Below are 17,236 nucleotides of genomic sequence, written 5' to 3'. Positions count from 1 at the left end.
TTCGTAGCTCGCGTCTGCTTCCGAACGCTGAGAGTCAGGACGAGCAATGACATTCGACGAACTGCGCGCCGCGCTGCCCGGTCGCGTGCTGGTGGCCGGTGACGAGGGTTTCCACACCGCGGCCCGGCCGTGGACGACGACGGTCACCCAGCCGGTGGCCGCCGTGGTGCGGGCCGGCGACGCCGGCGACATCGCGACCGTCGTCCGGTACGCCGCCCGTGTCGGCGCGCAGGTGGTGACCCAGCCGACCGGTCACGGCGCGTCCGGCGCAGTGCCCGACGCGATCCTGGTGCGCACCGGGCGGTTGGACGATATCGAGATCGATGCCGAGCGGCGGGTGGCGCGCGTCGGCGCCGGGGCGGCGTGGGGCCGGGTGCAGGCCGCCGCTGCCAGGCACGGCTTGACCGGTCTGGCGGGCAGCAATCCGGTGGTCGGCGTCACCGGCTACACCCTCGGTGGCGGTATGGGCTGGTTCGGCCGCAAGTACGGCTGGGCCAGTGACGCCGTGCGCGCGTTCGAGGTGGTGGACGCCGACGGCGCTCGGCGGCGGATCACGGCCGAGGACGATCCGGACCTGTGCTGGGCGCTGCGCGGCGGCGGTGGCGACTTCGCCGTGGTGACGGCGCTCGAGTTCGACCTGTTTCCCGCGCCGGAGCTGTTCGGCGGCCGCACGCTGTGGCCCGAAGCGCGGATCCGCGAGGTCTTCGACGTCTTCCAGGAGATCACCGCCGCCGCGCCCGAGGACCTGAGCGTGTGGTTCCAGCGCCTGCAGATCCCGGACGCACCGCCCATGGTCGGCCTGGACGCCGTCTACCTCGGTGATCCGGACCGCGGGCGTGCGTTGCTCGCGCCGATCGACGCCATCGGGAACCCGATCCTCGACCGGCGCGGCGTTTTCGGGCCCGCCGATATCGGCGCGGTCACCGGCGAACCGACGGACCCGAGCCCGTCGCTGTCGCGTGCCGAGCAGCTCACCGATCTCGGCGACGCCGTGCTCGAGACCCTGATCGATGAGCCGGTCGCGCCGCTGGCGAACGTGCAGATCCGGCACCTGGGCGGCGCCCTGGCCACAGCCGGGCCGGACGGGGGCGCGCGCGGCCCGATCGCGGAGCCGTACCTGCTCTACTGCCTCGGCCTCGGGCTGCCGCACCTCGCCGACGCGGTCACCGCGCGGCGCGCCGCCCTCGTCGACGCGGTGCGCGGGCAGATCAGCGGCCGCAAGCCGTACACCTTCCTCACACCCGGTGAAACCGCTTCGGCCGCTTTCGATTCCGAGACGCTCACCCGGCTGCGCGAGATCAAGCGCGCCCGGGACCCGCACGGCGTCATCCGGGCCAACTACCCGGTGTTCGGATAGACCGACGGCGGCGGGGCCGAGACCGGCCGGGTCTCGGCTCTCTGCTGTTCGAAAGGGCCAGTCGGCGTCGCAGCCCGCCTCGGGGAGCGGGTCGTCCGGAACGCCGCGTCGGTGAGGCAGCCGATTGTCGTATATCAATTTGTTCGGGGGTGTCCGAGAAAAGGCGGCGACGGCCTGCTCGCTGTGTCGAGCGACCGAAATACATCCGGCAGAAGTTGAACCCGAAGTAGCCGTTTCCCGCGTACCGGAAACGCACCGCGACTTCGCTCGAGCGAACCGGACGAGATCGTAGCCGGATTGTTCGCGGTCCCGACAAGCACACCGTCGGCAACTATCCCGGCGCAAGGTGGTGTTCGCATTACCGCGCACTTGTCGGCGTCCTGTGTTACCAATTCAGCCAAACCGCTCGACCGAAGGATGCTCATGGACAACGTGATCGGACAGATCGACCGTGCACTGGATGCGACCGGAGCGATCGTCGCCGCCGTGGGAGAAGCGGGTCTGGCAGCGCCGACGCCGTGCCGGGAGTGGGATGTCCGCGCCGTGCTCAACCACACGGTGGGCGGCATGCACATCTTCGCGGCAGCGCTGAGCGGCACGGACGCGGGCGCCGAGCACGAATCCGACTGGCTCGGCGGTGATCCGCAGGGCGCCTACGCCGCGGCGGCGGAGGTGGACCGCGCCGCCTGGCACCGGCTCGACGCGCTGGACGGCACGGTGGCCATCTCGCTCGGGGAACTGCCCGGCCCCGCGGCGGCACTGGTGCATCTCACCGAGCTCCTCGTGCACGGCGTCGATATCGCGGTGGCCATCGATCGGCCCGATCTCGCCGACGACGAGCTATGCGGCGAACTGCTCGCCACCATGCAAGCCATGGGAGGCATCGATACTTTCCGCGGGCCCGGCGTTTTCGGGCCCGAAGTCGCTGTCGCCGAAGACGAACCGGCACACCGTCGGTTGTTGGCGTACGTGGGTCGAGAAGTACTTGCCCGAACCGCCTAGCCGGCGGGAACGAGCCCCATGCGTCGCGGCAGGGGACTTGCGCACTCCATCCGGTTGCCGGGAATTCTCCATGGGACGCCGGTACCCGTTCCGGCTGCGTGAACGGAGATGACTCCGAGCCGGAATATCCTACCGATAACCGACATTCGCATTTCTCGCGCGGGAGCGGCCGAACCGAATTCAGCCGCTCCCGGACGGCGCATTGGGCGCCCGAGATCTCCAGGCGACGAAATACCGGCCCGAGCGAATCGAGCACCGACGGATCCGAGGATCCTGCCGTGGAACGCTCACCGATCGAGCTACCGGAATCGCATCGATACGGACGGGGCTCGAGCCCGCGACCAATCCAGTGAACCCAGTGAACACGGAATCAACCGTTGCCTGCGCGTCGGAGTCGCCCCACAACAAGCCCGAGAGTTTCGGCACGGCGAGTCCTGCCCCGCAGCCTTCTCCGCCCGGTTGGCCGGGTGGGGTTCGTACCGCGGTGGCGAGAGCGCGCCTGCCGCCTCAGCGGTGACGTAGTCGTTCGCGGCGGATGTCCGGACCACGAGTCGAGACCACCGGCCGTGCCGCCCGCACGGCGCCGGGATGCGCCGTACGGTGGAGCCATGAACCGGCTCGGAGAGGCGACGTCCCCGTACCTGCGCCAGCATGCGGACAACCCGGTGCACTGGCGGGAATGGGATGCCGAGGCACTGGCCGAAGCGCGCGAGCGGGACGTGCCCGTCCTGCTCTCGGTGGGGTACGCGTCCTGTCACTGGTGCCACGTGATGGCGCACGAGTCGTTCGAGGACCCGGCCACGGCCGAGCAGATGAACGAGAACTTCGTCTGCGTGAAGGTCGACCGGGAGGAGCGGCCCGATCTGGACGCGGTGTACATGAACGCCACGGTCGCGATGACAGGTCAGGGCGGCTGGCCGATGACCTGCTTCCTGACCCCCGACGGCGAGCCGTTCTACTGCGGCACCTACTACCCGAAGCTTCCGCGCGGCGGCATGCCGTCGTTCACCGAGTTGCTCACCGCGATCACCGAGACCTGGCGCACCCGGCGAGACGAGGTGAACCAGGCCTCCGCGCAAGTGGCGGCGGCGCTGCGCGACCAGACGGCGGGACTGCCCGACACGGACCTGACGATCACCCCGGAGTTGCTCGCCCACGCCGTCGCCGCCGTGCTGCGCGACGAGGACGCCGAGCACGGCGGGTTCGGCGGCGCTCCGAAATTCCCGCCGTCGGCGCTGCTGGAGGGATTGCTGCGGCACTGGGAACGGACCGGTGACGGCGCGGTGATCGACGTGGTGGCCCGCACCGCCGAGGCGATGGCCCGCGGCGGCATCTACGACCAGCTGCGCGGAGGATTCGCGCGGTATTCGGTCGACGCCGCATGGGTCGTGCCGCATTTCGAGAAGATGCTCTACGACAACGCGCAGCTGCTGCGCGCCTACGCGCACCTGGCCCGGCGCAGCACCCCGGCGCCTCCGGAATCGTTGTCGCGGCGAGTGACCCGGGAGATCGTACGGTTCCTGCTCGACGACCTGGGAACCGCACAGGGCGGCTTCGCCTCCGCGCTGGACGCCGACACTCACCTGGAGCCCGGCCAACCCGGCGTCGAGGGCGCGACCTACGTGTGGACGCCCGCTGAGCTGGCAGGCGAACTGGGGCCGATCGACGGGGTATGGGCGGCCGGATTCTTCGGCGTCACCACCGCCGGAAACTTCGAACAGGGCACCTCGGTGCCGACCAGGTACGTCGAGCCCGCCACGGCGGAGGACGCCGCGCGGGTGGAACGCGTGCGAGCGGCGTTGATCGCGGCCCGCGACCGCCGCCCACAGCCGGACCGGGACGACAAAGTGGTCACCGCGTGGAACGGAATGGCGATCACCGCGCTCGCCGAGGCCGCGGCCGCACTGGACGAACCGGAATGGACCGCCGCCGCTGTCCGGTGCGCGCGCTTCCTGCTGGCGCAGCACGTGGTGGACGGGCGGCTGCGGCGCGCCTCACTCGGCGGCGTCGCGGGCGCCGCGCCCGGCATCCTGGAGGATCACGCCTGGCTGGTCACCGGGCTGCTCGCGCTGCACCAGGCCACCGGTGGACTCGGCTGGCTGGACGACGCCCAGCGCTTGCTGGACCTGGCGATCGAGCACTTCGCCGACCCGGACCAGCCGGGCAGCTGGTTCGACACCGCCGACGACGCCGAAACTCTCGTCGCCCGCCCGCGTGATCCGATCGACGGCGCCACTCCCGCGGGCGCCTCCGCGTTGGCCGAAGCGCTGCTCACCGCCGCGGCCACGAGCGAGCCCGAACGAGCCGCCCGCTACCGCGAACTCGCCGACCGCACCCTCGAGCGCGGCGCGATCGTGCTGGCGCGCGCGCCCCGTTCGGCGGGCCAGTGGCTCGCCGTCGCCGAGGCGGCCCTGCGCGGTCCATTGCAGGTCGCCATCGCCACCGCCGAACCCGCCGACCAGCCCACCGAATTGCTCGCCGCGGCTCGTTCCGCCGCCCCGGGTGGCTCGGTCGTCCTCGCCGCCGCGCCGAACGCCGTGCCGCTCCTGGCCGACCGGCCCCTGGTCCGGGACGCGCCCGCCGCCTACGTCTGCCGCGGCTCCGTGTGCGACCTCCCGGTCTCCACTCCGGACCAGCTCCGCGCGGCGCTCCAGCGGAACTAGCGGCAATAAGGCGATCCAGCGGGCTCGTGCCCGAGCGGGCGAATCGATGCCTGGTCGGCGTATCGAAAGGTGCGGCGCCAGTCCGTGGGACCGTCCAGGCGCGCCCTGGTCCAGGGCGACACTCTGCAACACGATGACTTCCGGCTTCGAGGAAGTGAGGGCCTAACGACGAGGTGGGGCGTCGAGCTCGGTGCCCGGTGTCCTGGCCTCATCGGGCTCGGGTGCGGCGGTATGGATTTCGATGACGGGATTGGTGTCCGGCGGCAGCTCGGGCTGATCGGTGCGGGTGTTCGTGGACTCGGGCCGCGCGCCGGAGCTGTCGATGTCGGTCCAGCAGACCGTCGGCTCCTTCATGCCGCGTAGCACGATGGTGTCGTAGAACGTCCATTTGGCGCGTTCGTGTTCCGCGCCTGCCTCGATCACCGCCTGGCTCACCAGGATCCGCCGCGGCACCTCCTTGGCCGCCGTGGTGAGGCGGGCGGCCTCGTTGACCGCGTCGCCGATCACCGTGAACTCGAGCCGGGTGTCGGAGCCGACGTCGCCCGCGAAGACCGGTCCGCGCGCGACGCCGATCCCGATGTCGAGTTCGCCGGTGGCGAGCACCTCGTCCCGGATGCGCCGCGCCGCCCGCAGGGCCGGGGTCGCGTTGTCGCGCAACGCGATCGGCGCACCGAAGACACACAGGGCCGCGTCGCCCTCGAACTTGTTGACCAGGCCGTTGTTCTCCTCGGTCGCCGCGACGACGATCGCGAGCAGCCGGTTGAGTTTGGCCACGAATTCCTGCGGGGGCAGCCCGGTGGACAGCTCCACCGACCCGGTCACGTCGACGAACAGCGCCGACACCTCGCGCACGTCGCCGGTGAGGTCCGCCCCGCCCGCGAGCGCGCGCTCGGCCACCTCCGTCCCGACATGCCTGCCGAACACCTCCCGCATCCGCTCGCGCTCGCGCAGATTCGCGGCCAGCTCGTTGACCGAATGCTCCAACCTGCCGATCTCGCTGGTACTGCCGATCGGCACCCGGGCTTCCAGGTCGCCCTGGGCGATCCGGTCCAGGGCCTGACGCAGGGTGCGCATCGGCGCGGCGACCGCGCGAGCGAGGAATGCCGTGGCCAGCGCGCCGACGCCGATGCCGACCCCGGACAGGTAGATGGCGGTGCGCACCCGGTCGGACGCGGCCGCCGCCGGGTCGGCCAGTACGACGATCAGCATGAGCAGCGGAAGCGCCGCCGCCACGGCCCACGTCAGCACGACCCGCACCAGCACCGAGGAACTCCAGTGCATGGTCCAGCCGAGCACTCGGGCCACCACCGGAATGGTCGGGCGGATCAGCCGGTCCACGATCAGGAAGGTGACCGCCGCCGACTCGAAGGCGCCGATCGTGAACAGCGCCGCCGTCACGCCCGGGTCGTTGTGCGGGCTCAGTTGCGCGAAGATCACGGTCGCCACGATCACGCCGGGAATCCACAGTGCGAGCGCGCGCATGGTGATGGCGACGGGCAGGTGCAGCAGGCGCCGCGCCTCCACCTCGGTCGGCCTGCGCGCGGCGTCGAGCCAGCCGAAGTACGTCTTGCGGTCGCGCACCGCCAGCACGATGCCGGCCACGAACCCGACGGCGGGGTAGATGCCGACGAATGCCAGCGCCCGCGGCCAATCGGGGCCCAGCCTGCCGAGGAACCCGTTCAGCCACAATTGGGTGACGATCACCGCGAGGCCGCTGAGATTCGCCGTGGTGACCAGCGTGGCCAGACCACCCCGGGCTTTGAGCGCCCAGACGACGAGCTTCGCGATCATGGGGTTCGCAACCCCGATGGCCGGCGCCCGCCGGTGCCGAGTGCGGAGATCGGCAGGACGATGCCGGGCGCGGCGGCGACGAGGAACACGAACGAGCAGCATAGAACCAGGACGAGCGGCACAGGCGGTTTCCCGGTCATCTCCCTCGCCGTCCCATCGCGCGCCGCCCCTCCTCGTCCGACCTCCCCGCCGACTCTATGCGCTCAGCGCAAGACGACGAGCCAGACCGCCGCGTAATGGGTCAGTGCCGCGAGCACCGTGGCCGCGTGGAAGAACTCGTGGTGGCCGAAGACTTCCGGCCACGGGTTCGGCCACTTGGTGGCGTAGAGGATCGCGCCGCCGCTGTAGAACAGGCCACCGATCAGCAGCAGAATCAGCGGCGCGATGCCGATCTGATTGTTCAGCTGTCCGGCCACCGGCACGATGGCCCAGCCGAGCAGCAGATACAGCGGAACGCCCACCCAGCGGGGAGCGGTGGGCCACAGGAGTTTCAGCGCCACTCCGGCCAGCGCGCCCGCCCAGACCACGGCCAGCAGGGTCTGCCCGGTGCCTCCGGGCAGCCCGAGCAGAGCGAAGGGTGTATAGCTGCCCGCGATGAACAGGAAGATCATCGAGTGGTCGGCTCGCTTCATCCGGATGCGAGCGCGAGGGGTCGGCCAGGTCACCCGGTGGTAGACGGCGCTGACGCCGAACAGCCCGCACACGGTGATCCCATAGATCAGCGTCGACCATCCCGCGGTCGCCGAGATCGTCGCGGAGGTGGCGATCAACACGATCGCCGCGATCGCCGCGACGCCGACGGCCCAGGTATGGATCCAGCCCCGCAGGCGCGGCTTGACCAACGCCTCGGCGAGCGCTTCGCCCGCCGAGCCGGGGACCAGCGGGACCGGTGCCGGGTGGTTGGCGCCGACCGATTCGGACACGAGTACCTCCTCGAGGGGCAGCCGGACGAGTCTGTTCGCGGCCCCGCGCAGGGCCCGGTATCGACGAGCCGGCTAACCCGCCAGTAACCTACGCAACCGTAACTTGTGCGCTCCCGGCCACTCTACCGGCCAATCGCGGTCGATGCCGTGATCGTGCCCCCGAGGCGTAGGGTTGCCCGCGTGGAACTTCCGAGTCAGGTGCGGGGTCTGCCGTATCGCATCTACGAGGCCCGGCTGTCCAGGCAGCTGGCCGGCAAACAACATCCCCGGCACGTCGCGGTGATGTGTGACGGCAATCGCCGCTGGGCGCGGGAGAACGGTTTCACCGACGTCAGTCACGGCCACCGGGTCGGCGCGCTGAAGATCGCCGAGCTGGTCGGCTGGTGTGAGGCCGAGGGCATCGAGATGGTGACCGTCTACCTGCTGTCCACCGAGAATCTGCAGCGCGATCCCGACGAACTGGAGACGCTGTTCGAGGTGATCACCGACGTGGTCGAGGAGCTGTCGGCGCCGGAGCAGAACTGGAGCGTGCGCATCGTCGGCTCGCTCGACGGCTTCCCCGAGCTGATCGCCAAGCGGCTGCGCACCGCGGCCGAGCGCACCGACGGCCGCGACGGAGTGCACGTCAACGTCGCGGTCGGCTACGGCGGCAGGCAGGAGATCACCGACGCGGTGCGCTCGCTGGTCCGCCAGGAGATCGCCGCGGGCGAAACCGGTGAGGACCTGGTCCAGTCGATCACCGTGAACGCCATCGGCCAGCACCTCTACACCTCCGGTCAGCCCGACCCCGATCTGGTCATTCGCACGTCCGGCGAGCAGCGGCTGTCCGGGTTCCTGCTGTGGCAGAGCGCATACTCGGAGATATGGTTCACCGAGGCGTATTGGCCGGAGTTCCGCCGGGTGGATTTCCTGCGGGCGCTGCGCGACTTCGCCGCACGCCATCGCCGTTTCGGCGTCTGAGTCGATCTCGGCCCGATGCAATCGGCGCCACCTCCCGTCCGACACACGCCGTTCTCGCGTACCGTGCGGTCTCATGAGCGCGTTCGGCCAACGGCCCGCCGAAGCCGTCCGGCGCGAATCGGGCGACTTCATCAGCTATGCCGAGTTCGGTAGACGCTTCCTGGAGTACGCCGCCTCCGAAGAGCGCATCTCCGGCGCGTTCGCACAGCTGACCGGCACCGCCTTCGATTTCGGCCCGATCGGCGTCGGGCCGGGCCGCCTGGCCAAGGTGACCGCGGAGGTGCAGCTCGGCGCGTCCCGGCTGCGCCGTCGCGGCGACGAGACGATCGCGTTCGAGCTGATCATCCCGCTCCAGGTCGACCTGCTGGTGGACTTGACGGTCGATCGGCACCGGTTCCACGTCGAGGGCGCCGTGCACCTGCACCTGACGGTGCGCACGGCCGCGCCGCTGCGGGTGGTGATCGATATCGCCGAACCGCGGCCGGGCGACGTGCGCGTCGATGTGGCCGCCACCACCAAGCGCGGGCAGTTGCTGCGCATCCTCGCCAGCGTCGATCACGAGATCAAGCGTTTCGTCGCCCGCTACATCCGCGCCGAGATCCGTAAGCCGCACATCGCCGCGGTCCGCGATATCGATGTCGCCCTGCGCCTGGACGAGGCGTGGAAATTGTAATCGGAATCACAATTTCCGTAGCCGCAGCCGGTTGATGCTGTGATCGGCGTCCTTGCGCAGGACCAGGGTGGCGCGCGGTCGGGTGGGCAGAATGTTCTCCACCAGATTCGGCCGGTTGGTGTTGTTCCAGATCTCCTGCGCGGCGGCGGTGGCCTGTTCGTCGGTGAATCCGGAGTAGTGGTGGAAATGCGCGTTCGGATCGGCGAAAGCGGTGTTGCGCAGGGTGAGAAACCGTTGCACATACCACTTCTCGATGTCCTCGATGCGCGCGTCGACGTAGATCGAGAAGTCGAACAGATCCGAGACCATCAGGCGCGGACCGGTCTGCAGCACGTTCAGCCCCTCCACGATCAGAATGTCGGGCTGGCGCACGCAGTGCAGCTTGCCCGACACGATGTCATAGGAGATGTGCGAATAGACCGGGGCGCAAACTTCGGCCGCACCGGATTTCACCTCGGTGACGAATCGCAGCAGCTTACGGCGGTCGTAACTCTCCGGGAAACCCTTGCGGTGCATGATGCCGCGCCGGGTGAGTTCCGCGGTGGGATAGAGAAATCCATCGGTGGTGACCAGGTCGACCCGCGGGTGATGATCCCAGCGGGCCAATAGCGCCTGCAGCACGCGCGCGGTGGTCGACTTGCCCACCGCGACACTGCCCGCGACGCCGATCACGAACGGTACCTGCTGGTCGGGGTGGGTTTCGCCGAGAAAGGTCGCGGTCGCGGCGAACAGCCGCTGACGGGCGGCCACTTGCAGGTGGATGAGACGAGCGAGCGGGAGATATACCTCCGCGACTTCCTCGAGATCGATCTGTTCCCCGAGACCGCGCAGGCCGATCAGTTCTTCCTCGGTGAGCACCAGGGGAGTCGATTTACGCAGGGTCCGCCACTGTTTCCGGTCGAATTCCACGTAGGGACTCGGCTCGCTCATTCGTGCCACTTACCCGACGCTCCGTTTCGGCAAACACGCACAGTGCGGGTGCGGATCCGGTGAGATTCGGTCTAGCTGTCGCCGCATAGCCGAATTCTGCTCCGCGTCAACATCGTGGGATGAGCGGGGTACCACTACCCGTTGGTAACCGACTCGATGCCCCAGGTGTGAACCGCTAATGTCGGCTGGCATGGATGCGCATCCGCTCGTGACCGAATACTTGCGGCTCGGCCTCGCCTTCGACCGGCTGGAGGAAGGGTTCGTCGACGCCTATACCGGCGACCCCGCACTGCGCCGCGAGGTGCAGAACGCGCCCGCGCCACAGCCGCGTGAGCTGGCTCGTCGTGCCGCCGAGTTGCGTGCCGCGGTGCCGGAGGCCGGGCTGGCGCCGCAGCGCGCCGAATTCCTCGACGTGCACCTGCGCGCGCTGGAGTTTTCCGGGCGGAAGTTCGCGGGGGACGACATCGGGTTCGTCGAGGAGGTCAGCGCCTACTTCGACGTCGATATCGCGCCCGGCGACGTGGACGACTACCGCGAGGCGCACCGGCAGATGGACGAGGTGCTCGCCGGGGATGGTCCGCTGGCCGAACGGGTGGCCGCGCACCGCAAGGCCGATGAGATCCCGCCCGAGCGCCTGCCGGTCTGCGTCGAGGCGTTCTCCGGCGCGCTACGCGAGTTGGTCCGCGCCCGCTACCCGCTGCCCGACCACGAGCACGTCACCTACGAGGTGGTCGGGGACAAGCCGTGGTCCGGGTTCAACTACTACCTGGGCAACTACCACTCCCGGGTCGCGATCAACTCCGACCTGAAGCAGCACATGGCGCACCTGCCGCAGCTGATCGCGCACGAGTCCTACCCGGGGCACCACACCGAGCACTGCCGCAAGGAGGCCGGCCTGGTCGCCACCGGGCAGGCCGAGCAGACATTGTTCCTGGTGAACACGCCCCAGTGCCTGATGGCCGAGGGGCTGGCGGATCAGGCGCTGCGCTCGATCGTCGGACCCGGCTGGGGCAAATGGGCGCAGGAGATCTACGCGGACCTGGGGCTGCGCTTCGACGGCGAACGCGCCGAACGCCTTTCGAACGCCTCCGCCAAGCTGCTGAGCGTGCGCCAGGACGCCGCGCTGCTGCTGCACGATCGGAGACGGTCACACGAGGAGGTGGCGGAGTTCCTGCAGAAATGGAACCTGACGACACCCGAGCGGGCGCGCCAGTCGCTGCGCTTCCTGTCCTCGCCGCTGTGGCGGGCCTACATCTCCACCTACGTCGAGGGGTACCGGCTGCTGGGTGGGTGGCTCGATCGCGCGGCCGACGCCGAGGACCGGGCCGACCGCTTCCGCAGGCTGCTCGACGAGCCGCTCACGCCGGGAGCGGTGCGCGCGGCCGCGTGAGCCGGTGTCCGGCGGGAAGACGGGTTGAGCGGTTATCGGATGACCGCGCAGCCCTGGCCGCCCGCCGAGATGCTGCACAGCAGCGGCGAGAGAGTGCGCAGCAGCGCTTGGTCGCCGCACCGCCGCTCGTCACGGCTTGTGTTCGAGATCGCCGGGCCCGCGCGTTCGCGGGTTCAGGCGCCCGCGAACGTGATACGCACCGAGATCGGGTCGCTCTCCAAAGCTTTCATGGTTCGTTCGGCGACCGCGGCCGTGACCCGCCCCTTCGCGAACGTGCGCGAGCGGGCCACCACATCGTCCTCCGGCACGAAGGCGGCCGTGCCGGTACGCCAGTGGCTGCCCTGCCGCAGCCGCACGTGCGGGTCGGCGGCGATGTTGCGGGCCCACCCGGAGCGGTAGCCGTGTTGCGAGATCAGCCACGCGCCCGTCTCGTCGATCGACGCGGTGACCGGCACCCGCCGCGGCCGACCCGAGCGCGCGCCGACGGTCTCCAGTTCGGCGATCAGCCGCGACCGGACGCCGAGCCGGTCGAGCAGGCCGACGGCCGGGTTCACCAGGTAACGGCCGATCAGGCGTTCACGCCGGAATTTGCGTACCGCGGCGCTCGGTGTTCGTGCGGCCATGGCAGTGCTCCTCGGGTCACTGTTGTGCGCGAAAGATGACGCAGGTGGTGGTGGCGTGCGCGACCAGGCGGCCCTGCTCGTCGACCACCCGCCCCTCGGCGGTCGCGGTGGTGCGCCCGACATGGATCGTGGTGCCGGTGGCGGTGAGACGCTGTCCGCCGGTGGGCACGGCCCGGATGTAGTTGATCTTCAGCTCCAGCGTCGTGTATCCGACGCCGGGCTCCAGCGTGGTGTGCACCGCGCACCCCATCACCGAGTCGAGCAGAGTCGCGCAGATGCCACCGTGGGTGGTACCGAGCGGGTTGGCGAAGTCGGGCCGGGTGCGCAGCGCGAAGACCACCTTGCCGTGTTCGAGTTCGTCGACCTCCATGCCGAGCAGATCGCCGATGAACGGCGGGCGATCCGTCCGGCTCATCGCGGTGCGCAGGAGTTCGAGACCGGACAGTCGCGCGGGGTCGACCGTGGCTTCGGACATCAATCCCATCCTTTCGATGAACCGATCGGTCCACATCTGAGATGATTGCAGCATGGACCGATCGGTTCACGCAACCCTCGAGCAAGGAGCTCGCATGACCGCAGGGCCGCGCACCCGGCTGATCGAAAGCGCCATCGAACTGGTTCGCGAGCAGGGTGTGCACGCCGCGGGGCTGGCCACCTTGCTGGAACGCAGCAACGCCTCCCGCAACTCGCTCTACCAGCACTTCCCGGCGGGGAAGAGCGAGCTGGTCGAGACCGCCACCCGGGTGGCGGGCGCGCGGATCGGCGAGGTGATCGACAAGGTCACCGCCGCGCCGCCGCGCCGCTGGTTCGATTCGCTGCTCGGTTGGTGGGTGCCCGCGCTGCGGAAGACCGGTTATCGCGCCGGGTGCCCGGTCGTCGGGGCGGCGCTGGCCGAGTCCGAGCCCCGGGTGCAGGCGGCCGCGGGCGAAGTCTTCGCCGCCTGGCACGAGCGGCTCGGCGCGGCCCTGGTCTCCGCGGGCATGACCGCCGCCGACGCGCACTCGTTCAGCAGTTTCGCGTTCAGCGCGATGGAGGGAGCCATCATCCAGGCACGGGCGATGAAGTCCACGCGGCCGCTGGAAGACGCGCAGCGGCATCTCGCGGTGCTGTTGGAGAACTACCTTCCGGAGGATGACGGCTCCCGCTGACCACGGGCGGCGGCATGCGCAGGGAGTGTCGCACGTCACGGCCGTACCGCATGACGCGCCGACGGGGTGAACCCCCTGCTCGAGGGCCGGGCCCGCGGCCCATAGACTGAGGTCGTGACGCAGACGACCGCCTCTGTCAATTCCCAGTCTCTCGGTGAGCTCGATCCGGAGCTCGCTGCCGCGATGGCAGGCGAGCTCGCCCGCGAACGCGACACGCTCGAGATGATCGCCTCGGAGAACTTCGTGCCGCGCGCGGTGCTGCAGGCGCAGGGCAGCGTGCTCACCAACAAGTACGCCGAGGGTTACCCGGGGCGGCGCTACTACGGCGGCTGCGAGCACGTCGACGTGGTGGAAACCCTGGCGCGCGACCGTGCCAAGGAGCTGTTCGGCGCCGAATTCGCGAACGTGCAGCCGCATTCCGGCGCGCAGGCCAACGCCGCGGTGCTGATGTCGCTGATGGACCCGGGCGACAAGCTGCTCGGCCTCGACCTCGCGCACGGCGGTCACCTGACCCACGGCATGCGCCTGAACTTCTCCGGCAAGCTCTACGAGGTGCACTCCTATGGGGTGAGCAAGGAAGACCACCGCGTCGACATGGACGAGGTGCGCGAGATCGCCCTGCAGGCGCGTCCGAAGGTGATCGTGGCGGGCTGGTCGGCCTACCCGCGCCATCAGGACTTCGCGGCGTTCCGCTCGATCGCCGACGAGGTCGGCGCCTACCTGTGGGTGGACATGGCGCACTTCGCCGGCCTGGTCGCCGCCGGTCTGCACCCCTCGCCGGTGCCCTACGCCGACGTGGTGTCCTCCACCGTGCACAAGACTCTCGGCGGTCCGCGCTCCGGCCTCATCCTGGCCAAGCAGGAGTACGCGAAAAAGCTGAACAGCGCGGTCTTCCCGGGCCAGCAGGGCGGTCCGCTCATGCACGCCATCGCCGCCAAGGCCGTCGCCTTCAAGATCGCCGCGGGCGCGGAGTTCAAGAACCGTCAGGAGCGCACCCTGTCGGGCGCGAAGATCCTGGCCGAGCGGCTCACCGCCGCCGACGTCAAGGACAAGGGCGTCAGCGTGCTCACCGGCGGCACCGACGTGCACCTGGTGCTGGTCGACCTGCGCAACTCCGAACTCGACGGCCAGCAGGGCGAGGACCTGCTGCACGAGATCGGTATCACCGTGAACCGCAACGCCGTTCCGTTCGACCCGCGGCCTCCGATGGTCACCTCCGGCCTGCGGATCGGCACCGCCGCCCTGGCCACCCGCGGTTTCGGCGACACCGAGTTCGCCGAGGTCGCCGACATCATCGCGAGCGCGCTGGCCGGCAACGCCGACCTGGATGCGCTGCGCGCCCGGGTGAGCAAGCTGGCGCAGGACGTTCCGCTGTACGACGGCCTGGAGGACTGGCGCCTGCTGGGCTGACGCCGGGTTCCGCGCAGCAGCGCGAGGCTGGGGTCCGGGTCTGGCATACGTCCGCGTCGTCGAGTTCAGGGATATGCACCGTATCGCCGCCCAAGCAGACGCCCATGCCGTCCGCCCGCATTACGACGGTGGTCACTGGAACGCATGCCGCAGTTACCCCGACCGGGACGAGGTGAGTCTGCGGCTCGGTGGCACTGCGGCAGGATCGCCCAAGCCTCCCGTGGCCCGTGGCGGACGACACCCTCGCCACCGACTCGCGCCGCCGCGAGTGGCGCAGCGTGGAGTCCCCTTCTCGGGAAATGCCGCGGCCATGTGCCACTCGTAGCCCCTGACGGACGGGCTCGGTTGCGGCGTTTCGGCGATTTCCGGATCGCGCAGGGGCCGGTGCGGGCTGTTCGGGGCGAGCGGTCGCGGCGGTAGCGATTACCGGTCCAGGCGCGCCTTGGCCCGCACGATCGACTCGTCCAGGTATCGGGTGATGTCGGCGCTGGTACCCGGGCGGATCATCAGAGCGCGATTGGCGGGCACCTCGCAGTAGCGGCCATCGGGCGTGTCGATCCAGCGGAGGCGGCCGGTGCGCAGCGGTTCGGCGTTGCGCGGGCCGAGCAGAACGGCCGCGGTCCCGCGAGTGGTGCACGATTGCCGCCAGAAACGCCGGTAGCGTTCCTTGGCCTGACTGGACGGCGCGTTTCCGAACACATCGGGACGATCGTCGTTGAGGTCGTCGAGCAGGAAGCTCTTCTCACCGACCGTTCCGGCCGGGGTGTCCGGCAGCAAGCGCACCATTTCGGTGGCGAGCTGATCGGTTCGGTAGCGGCGCAACCTGACTCGGCCGCCGTCCGCGCCCGGCGTCTGCACGGCGAGCACACCGGAGCCGGTCCGTGTCCCACCGGCGACGGCGCGCAGTTCGACGCCCTCGCGCGTGTTGTCGTAACCGAACAGTTCGATGCGCCAGTCGGGACCGGCAAGCGTGGTGATCGCGCTGCGCAGGGGCAGACGCTCGTCGCGGTCCAGCTCGGCGCGGAACTGCCGTTGATACTCCTGGTACTCGTGCAGGCCGGGGAACCGGCTGGTGAATCGGAACGGGAACGGCATGCGATCCAGTCCCGTGCCGAACCATGCCGCGGCGAACTGCTCGGCCGACAGCGACCACTGCGCCGTCATTTCTCTCCCAGCGCGGGCGGCACGGTCGGCTGCACCTCGCCGAGCAACTCCTTCGCGTGTTCCTCGGTGCGCAGATATTTCGGCGACTTGTGCTCGTCGTCGTCCGCGCGCCTGCCGCGCAGCCCCGGTGGGACCATGCCCGAGTACCCCGCGCCGCCGGACGCTGCCGGGCGTCCCGCCGTGGTGTTCTGCGGATTCGCCGCCGCCGGGGCGGTGGGTTGGGCAGGACGTGAGGTGCCCGACCGCGCCTCGTTGTCCGCGACGCCGGGAGTTCCGGCCGCACCGGGCGTGCCCGGCCGGGCCGGTGTGCCGTTCGGTCGGCCGTCGAACGATGTGGGGACGACGGCGGCGGGTGCGCTGGTAGGCGGAGTCGTCGTGGACACGAACGGCGTGCCTGAGCTTGTCGTCGTCTGTGCGCTCGTAGTGGATGCCGGTGTGGTGGTCGCGGTGTCCTGGCCTTGTGCGATGGCCTGTGGCGTGGTCGTTTCCGAGATGTCCTCGGCCGTCGGCTGCGCAGGCTCGTCCGGGGTGCCTTCCTCCTCCACGTCACCGGGCGAGGTGGTGGCTCCTTCGGACGAAGGCTCGTCGCTGGAGGAAGAGGTGTCGGTGGGGCGGTCGCCGCCCAGCGGCTGCGAACTCGCGTCGGGGTTCACAGCCGCACCGGTGCCCGTCTCGATCGCTGTCGGCGTCGTGGCGGCGGGACCGACCGGCGGCGGCAGCGTGGGGATGGCCGGGGCGGTCGCCCCGTACGGCTGGATGTACTGGGTGTTCATCTCGTCGCGGGCCTGCTCCTCACGCGAGTTGCGCTGTTCCGCGTTCGCCGCGCCTGCCGAGACGTCCACCAATTCCGGCACCGACGCTTTGAATTTGGCCGCCGCGTCCCCCGCCGCCGACAATGGCAGGCTCTGTGCGCCGAGGGCCTCGCCGAGTTCGCCCACCCGCGCCGCGTAGTCCCGTACGCCGCGCACCGCGCTGTCGGCCGCCGCGCCCTCCCAGTTCTGTTCCACCGCTTTCTTGATCGCGTTCTCGAACTGCTGCCCGGCGTTCGTGACCGCCGCCGCGATGGCCGACCACGCCGCGAACACCCCGTCGAGCCCGCCCGGATTCATCGCGTCGGCGGCCTGCTTGATCTCCGCGTGCGAGAAGCTCTGCGCGTTCTCCGGATTGGTGATCGCGCGGCCGTCGGTCTGTCTCATGATCGC

15 protein-coding genes are annotated in these 17,236 nt (G+C 70.0%); 8 read left to right on the top strand and 7 right to left on the bottom strand.

The annotated features are described in order from the left end of the window. Nucleotides 1-46 precede the first annotated feature (46 nt). The 3 genes from NA8_RS16060 to NA8_RS16050 all read left to right on the top strand — a co-directional run bounded on the left by NA8_RS16060 (nucleotide 47) and on the right by NA8_RS16050 (nucleotide 5,022). Nucleotides 47-1,357 (top strand): FAD-binding oxidoreductase, encoded by a 1,311-nt coding sequence (locus NA8_RS16060; RefSeq protein ID WP_063051181.1) that lies wholly within the window; start codon nucleotides 47-49, stop codon nucleotides 1,355-1,357. A 423-nt stretch (nucleotides 1,358-1,780) separates the two neighbouring features. Next, complete coding sequence (locus NA8_RS16055) at nucleotides 1,781-2,359, top strand: TIGR03086 family metal-binding protein (RefSeq protein WP_063051227.1); 579 nt, start codon at nucleotides 1,781-1,783, stop codon at nucleotides 2,357-2,359. Nucleotides 2,360-2,967: 608 nt separating this feature from the next. Beyond that, on the top strand, nucleotides 2,968-5,022 hold the full coding sequence (locus tag NA8_RS16050) for a thioredoxin domain-containing protein (protein ID WP_063051180.1): 2,055 nt from the start codon (nucleotides 2,968-2,970) through the stop codon (nucleotides 5,020-5,022). A 162-nt stretch (nucleotides 5,023-5,184) separates the two neighbouring features. Here NA8_RS16050 and NA8_RS16045 read toward each other — a convergent pair whose 3' ends face one another. Continuing rightward, entirely contained in the window at nucleotides 5,185-6,813 is a 1,629-nt protein-coding gene (locus NA8_RS16045) for an adenylate/guanylate cyclase domain-containing protein (protein ID WP_084466837.1), read from the bottom strand. A gap of 203 nt (nucleotides 6,814-7,016) precedes the next feature. Next, the gene (trhA, locus tag NA8_RS16040; RefSeq protein ID WP_063051226.1) at nucleotides 7,017-7,694 is read right to left on the bottom strand and encodes a PAQR family membrane homeostasis protein TrhA; all 678 of its coding nucleotides are present in this window, start codon (nucleotides 7,692-7,694) and stop codon (nucleotides 7,017-7,019) included. A gap of 222 nt (nucleotides 7,695-7,916) precedes the next feature. On the opposite strand from trhA, the gene NA8_RS16035 reads away from it, so the two are divergent. Beyond that, complete coding sequence (locus NA8_RS16035) at nucleotides 7,917-8,696, top strand: isoprenyl transferase (protein ID WP_062972490.1); 780 nt, start codon at nucleotides 7,917-7,919, stop codon at nucleotides 8,694-8,696. A gap of 73 nt (nucleotides 8,697-8,769) precedes the next feature. Then, nucleotides 8,770-9,369 carry a hypothetical protein gene (locus tag NA8_RS16030; protein ID WP_063051179.1) on the top strand — a complete coding sequence of 200 codons (600 nt, stop codon included), beginning with the start codon at nucleotides 8,770-8,772 and terminating at the stop codon, nucleotides 9,367-9,369. A gap of 6 nt (nucleotides 9,370-9,375) precedes the next feature. Here the strand turns inward: NA8_RS16030 and coaA are convergent, their stop codons facing one another. Beyond that, a complete protein-coding gene (gene coaA / locus NA8_RS16025) occupies nucleotides 9,376-10,308 on the bottom strand; it encodes a type I pantothenate kinase (protein ID WP_063051178.1) in 933 nt (310 codons plus the stop codon). Nucleotides 10,309-10,489: 181 nt separating this feature from the next. On the opposite strand from coaA, the gene NA8_RS16020 reads away from it, so the two are divergent. Continuing rightward, nucleotides 10,490-11,689 carry a hypothetical protein gene (locus NA8_RS16020; protein WP_063051177.1) on the top strand — a complete coding sequence of 400 codons (1,200 nt, stop codon included), beginning with the start codon at nucleotides 10,490-10,492 and terminating at the stop codon, nucleotides 11,687-11,689. Nucleotides 11,690-11,862: 173 nt separating this feature from the next. Here the strand turns inward: NA8_RS16020 and NA8_RS16015 are convergent, their stop codons facing one another. Together NA8_RS16015 and NA8_RS16010 are read right to left on the bottom strand one after the other, a co-directional pair. Continuing rightward, nucleotides 11,863-12,312 carry a nitroreductase family deazaflavin-dependent oxidoreductase gene (locus NA8_RS16015; protein ID WP_063051176.1) on the bottom strand — a complete coding sequence of 150 codons (450 nt, stop codon included), beginning with the start codon at nucleotides 12,310-12,312 and terminating at the stop codon, nucleotides 11,863-11,865. Between the two features lie 16 nt (nucleotides 12,313-12,328). Then, nucleotides 12,329-12,787, bottom strand: a complete 459-nt coding sequence (locus tag NA8_RS16010) for a PaaI family thioesterase (protein ID WP_373283909.1) — start codon at nucleotides 12,785-12,787, stop codon at nucleotides 12,329-12,331. Nucleotides 12,788-12,881: 94 nt separating this feature from the next. On the opposite strand from NA8_RS16010, the gene NA8_RS16005 reads away from it, so the two are divergent. After that, nucleotides 12,882-13,460, top strand: a complete 579-nt coding sequence (locus tag NA8_RS16005) for a TetR/AcrR family transcriptional regulator (RefSeq protein ID WP_063051175.1) — start codon at nucleotides 12,882-12,884, stop codon at nucleotides 13,458-13,460. Between the two features lie 114 nt (nucleotides 13,461-13,574). Beyond that, the gene (gene glyA / locus NA8_RS16000) at nucleotides 13,575-14,870 is read left to right on the top strand and encodes a serine hydroxymethyltransferase (RefSeq protein ID WP_063051174.1); all 1,296 of its coding nucleotides are present in this window, start codon (nucleotides 13,575-13,577) and stop codon (nucleotides 14,868-14,870) included. A gap of 423 nt (nucleotides 14,871-15,293) precedes the next feature. Here glyA and NA8_RS15995 read toward each other — a convergent pair whose 3' ends face one another. Together NA8_RS15995 and NA8_RS15990 are read right to left on the bottom strand one after the other, a co-directional pair. Then, nucleotides 15,294-16,034, bottom strand: coding sequence for an ESX secretion-associated protein EspG (locus tag NA8_RS15995; RefSeq protein ID WP_063051173.1), 741 nt, complete (start codon nucleotides 16,032-16,034; stop codon nucleotides 15,294-15,296). After that, on the bottom strand, nucleotides 16,031-17,230 hold the full coding sequence (locus tag NA8_RS15990) for a hypothetical protein (protein ID WP_063051172.1): 1,200 nt from the start codon (nucleotides 17,228-17,230) through the stop codon (nucleotides 16,031-16,033). The genes NA8_RS15995 and NA8_RS15990 overlap by 4 nt, the downstream gene beginning before the upstream one ends. Between the last annotated feature and the right edge of the window lie 6 nt (nucleotides 17,231-17,236).

Origin of the sequence: Nocardia arthritidis NBRC 100137 (genome assembly GCF_001612765.1) — a bacterium.
Taxonomy (GTDB): domain Bacteria; phylum Actinomycetota; class Actinomycetes; order Mycobacteriales; family Mycobacteriaceae; genus Nocardia; species Nocardia arthritidis.
Note: the sequence above shows the minus strand (reverse complement) of the source record. Positions and strands in the feature narration are given on the sequence as shown.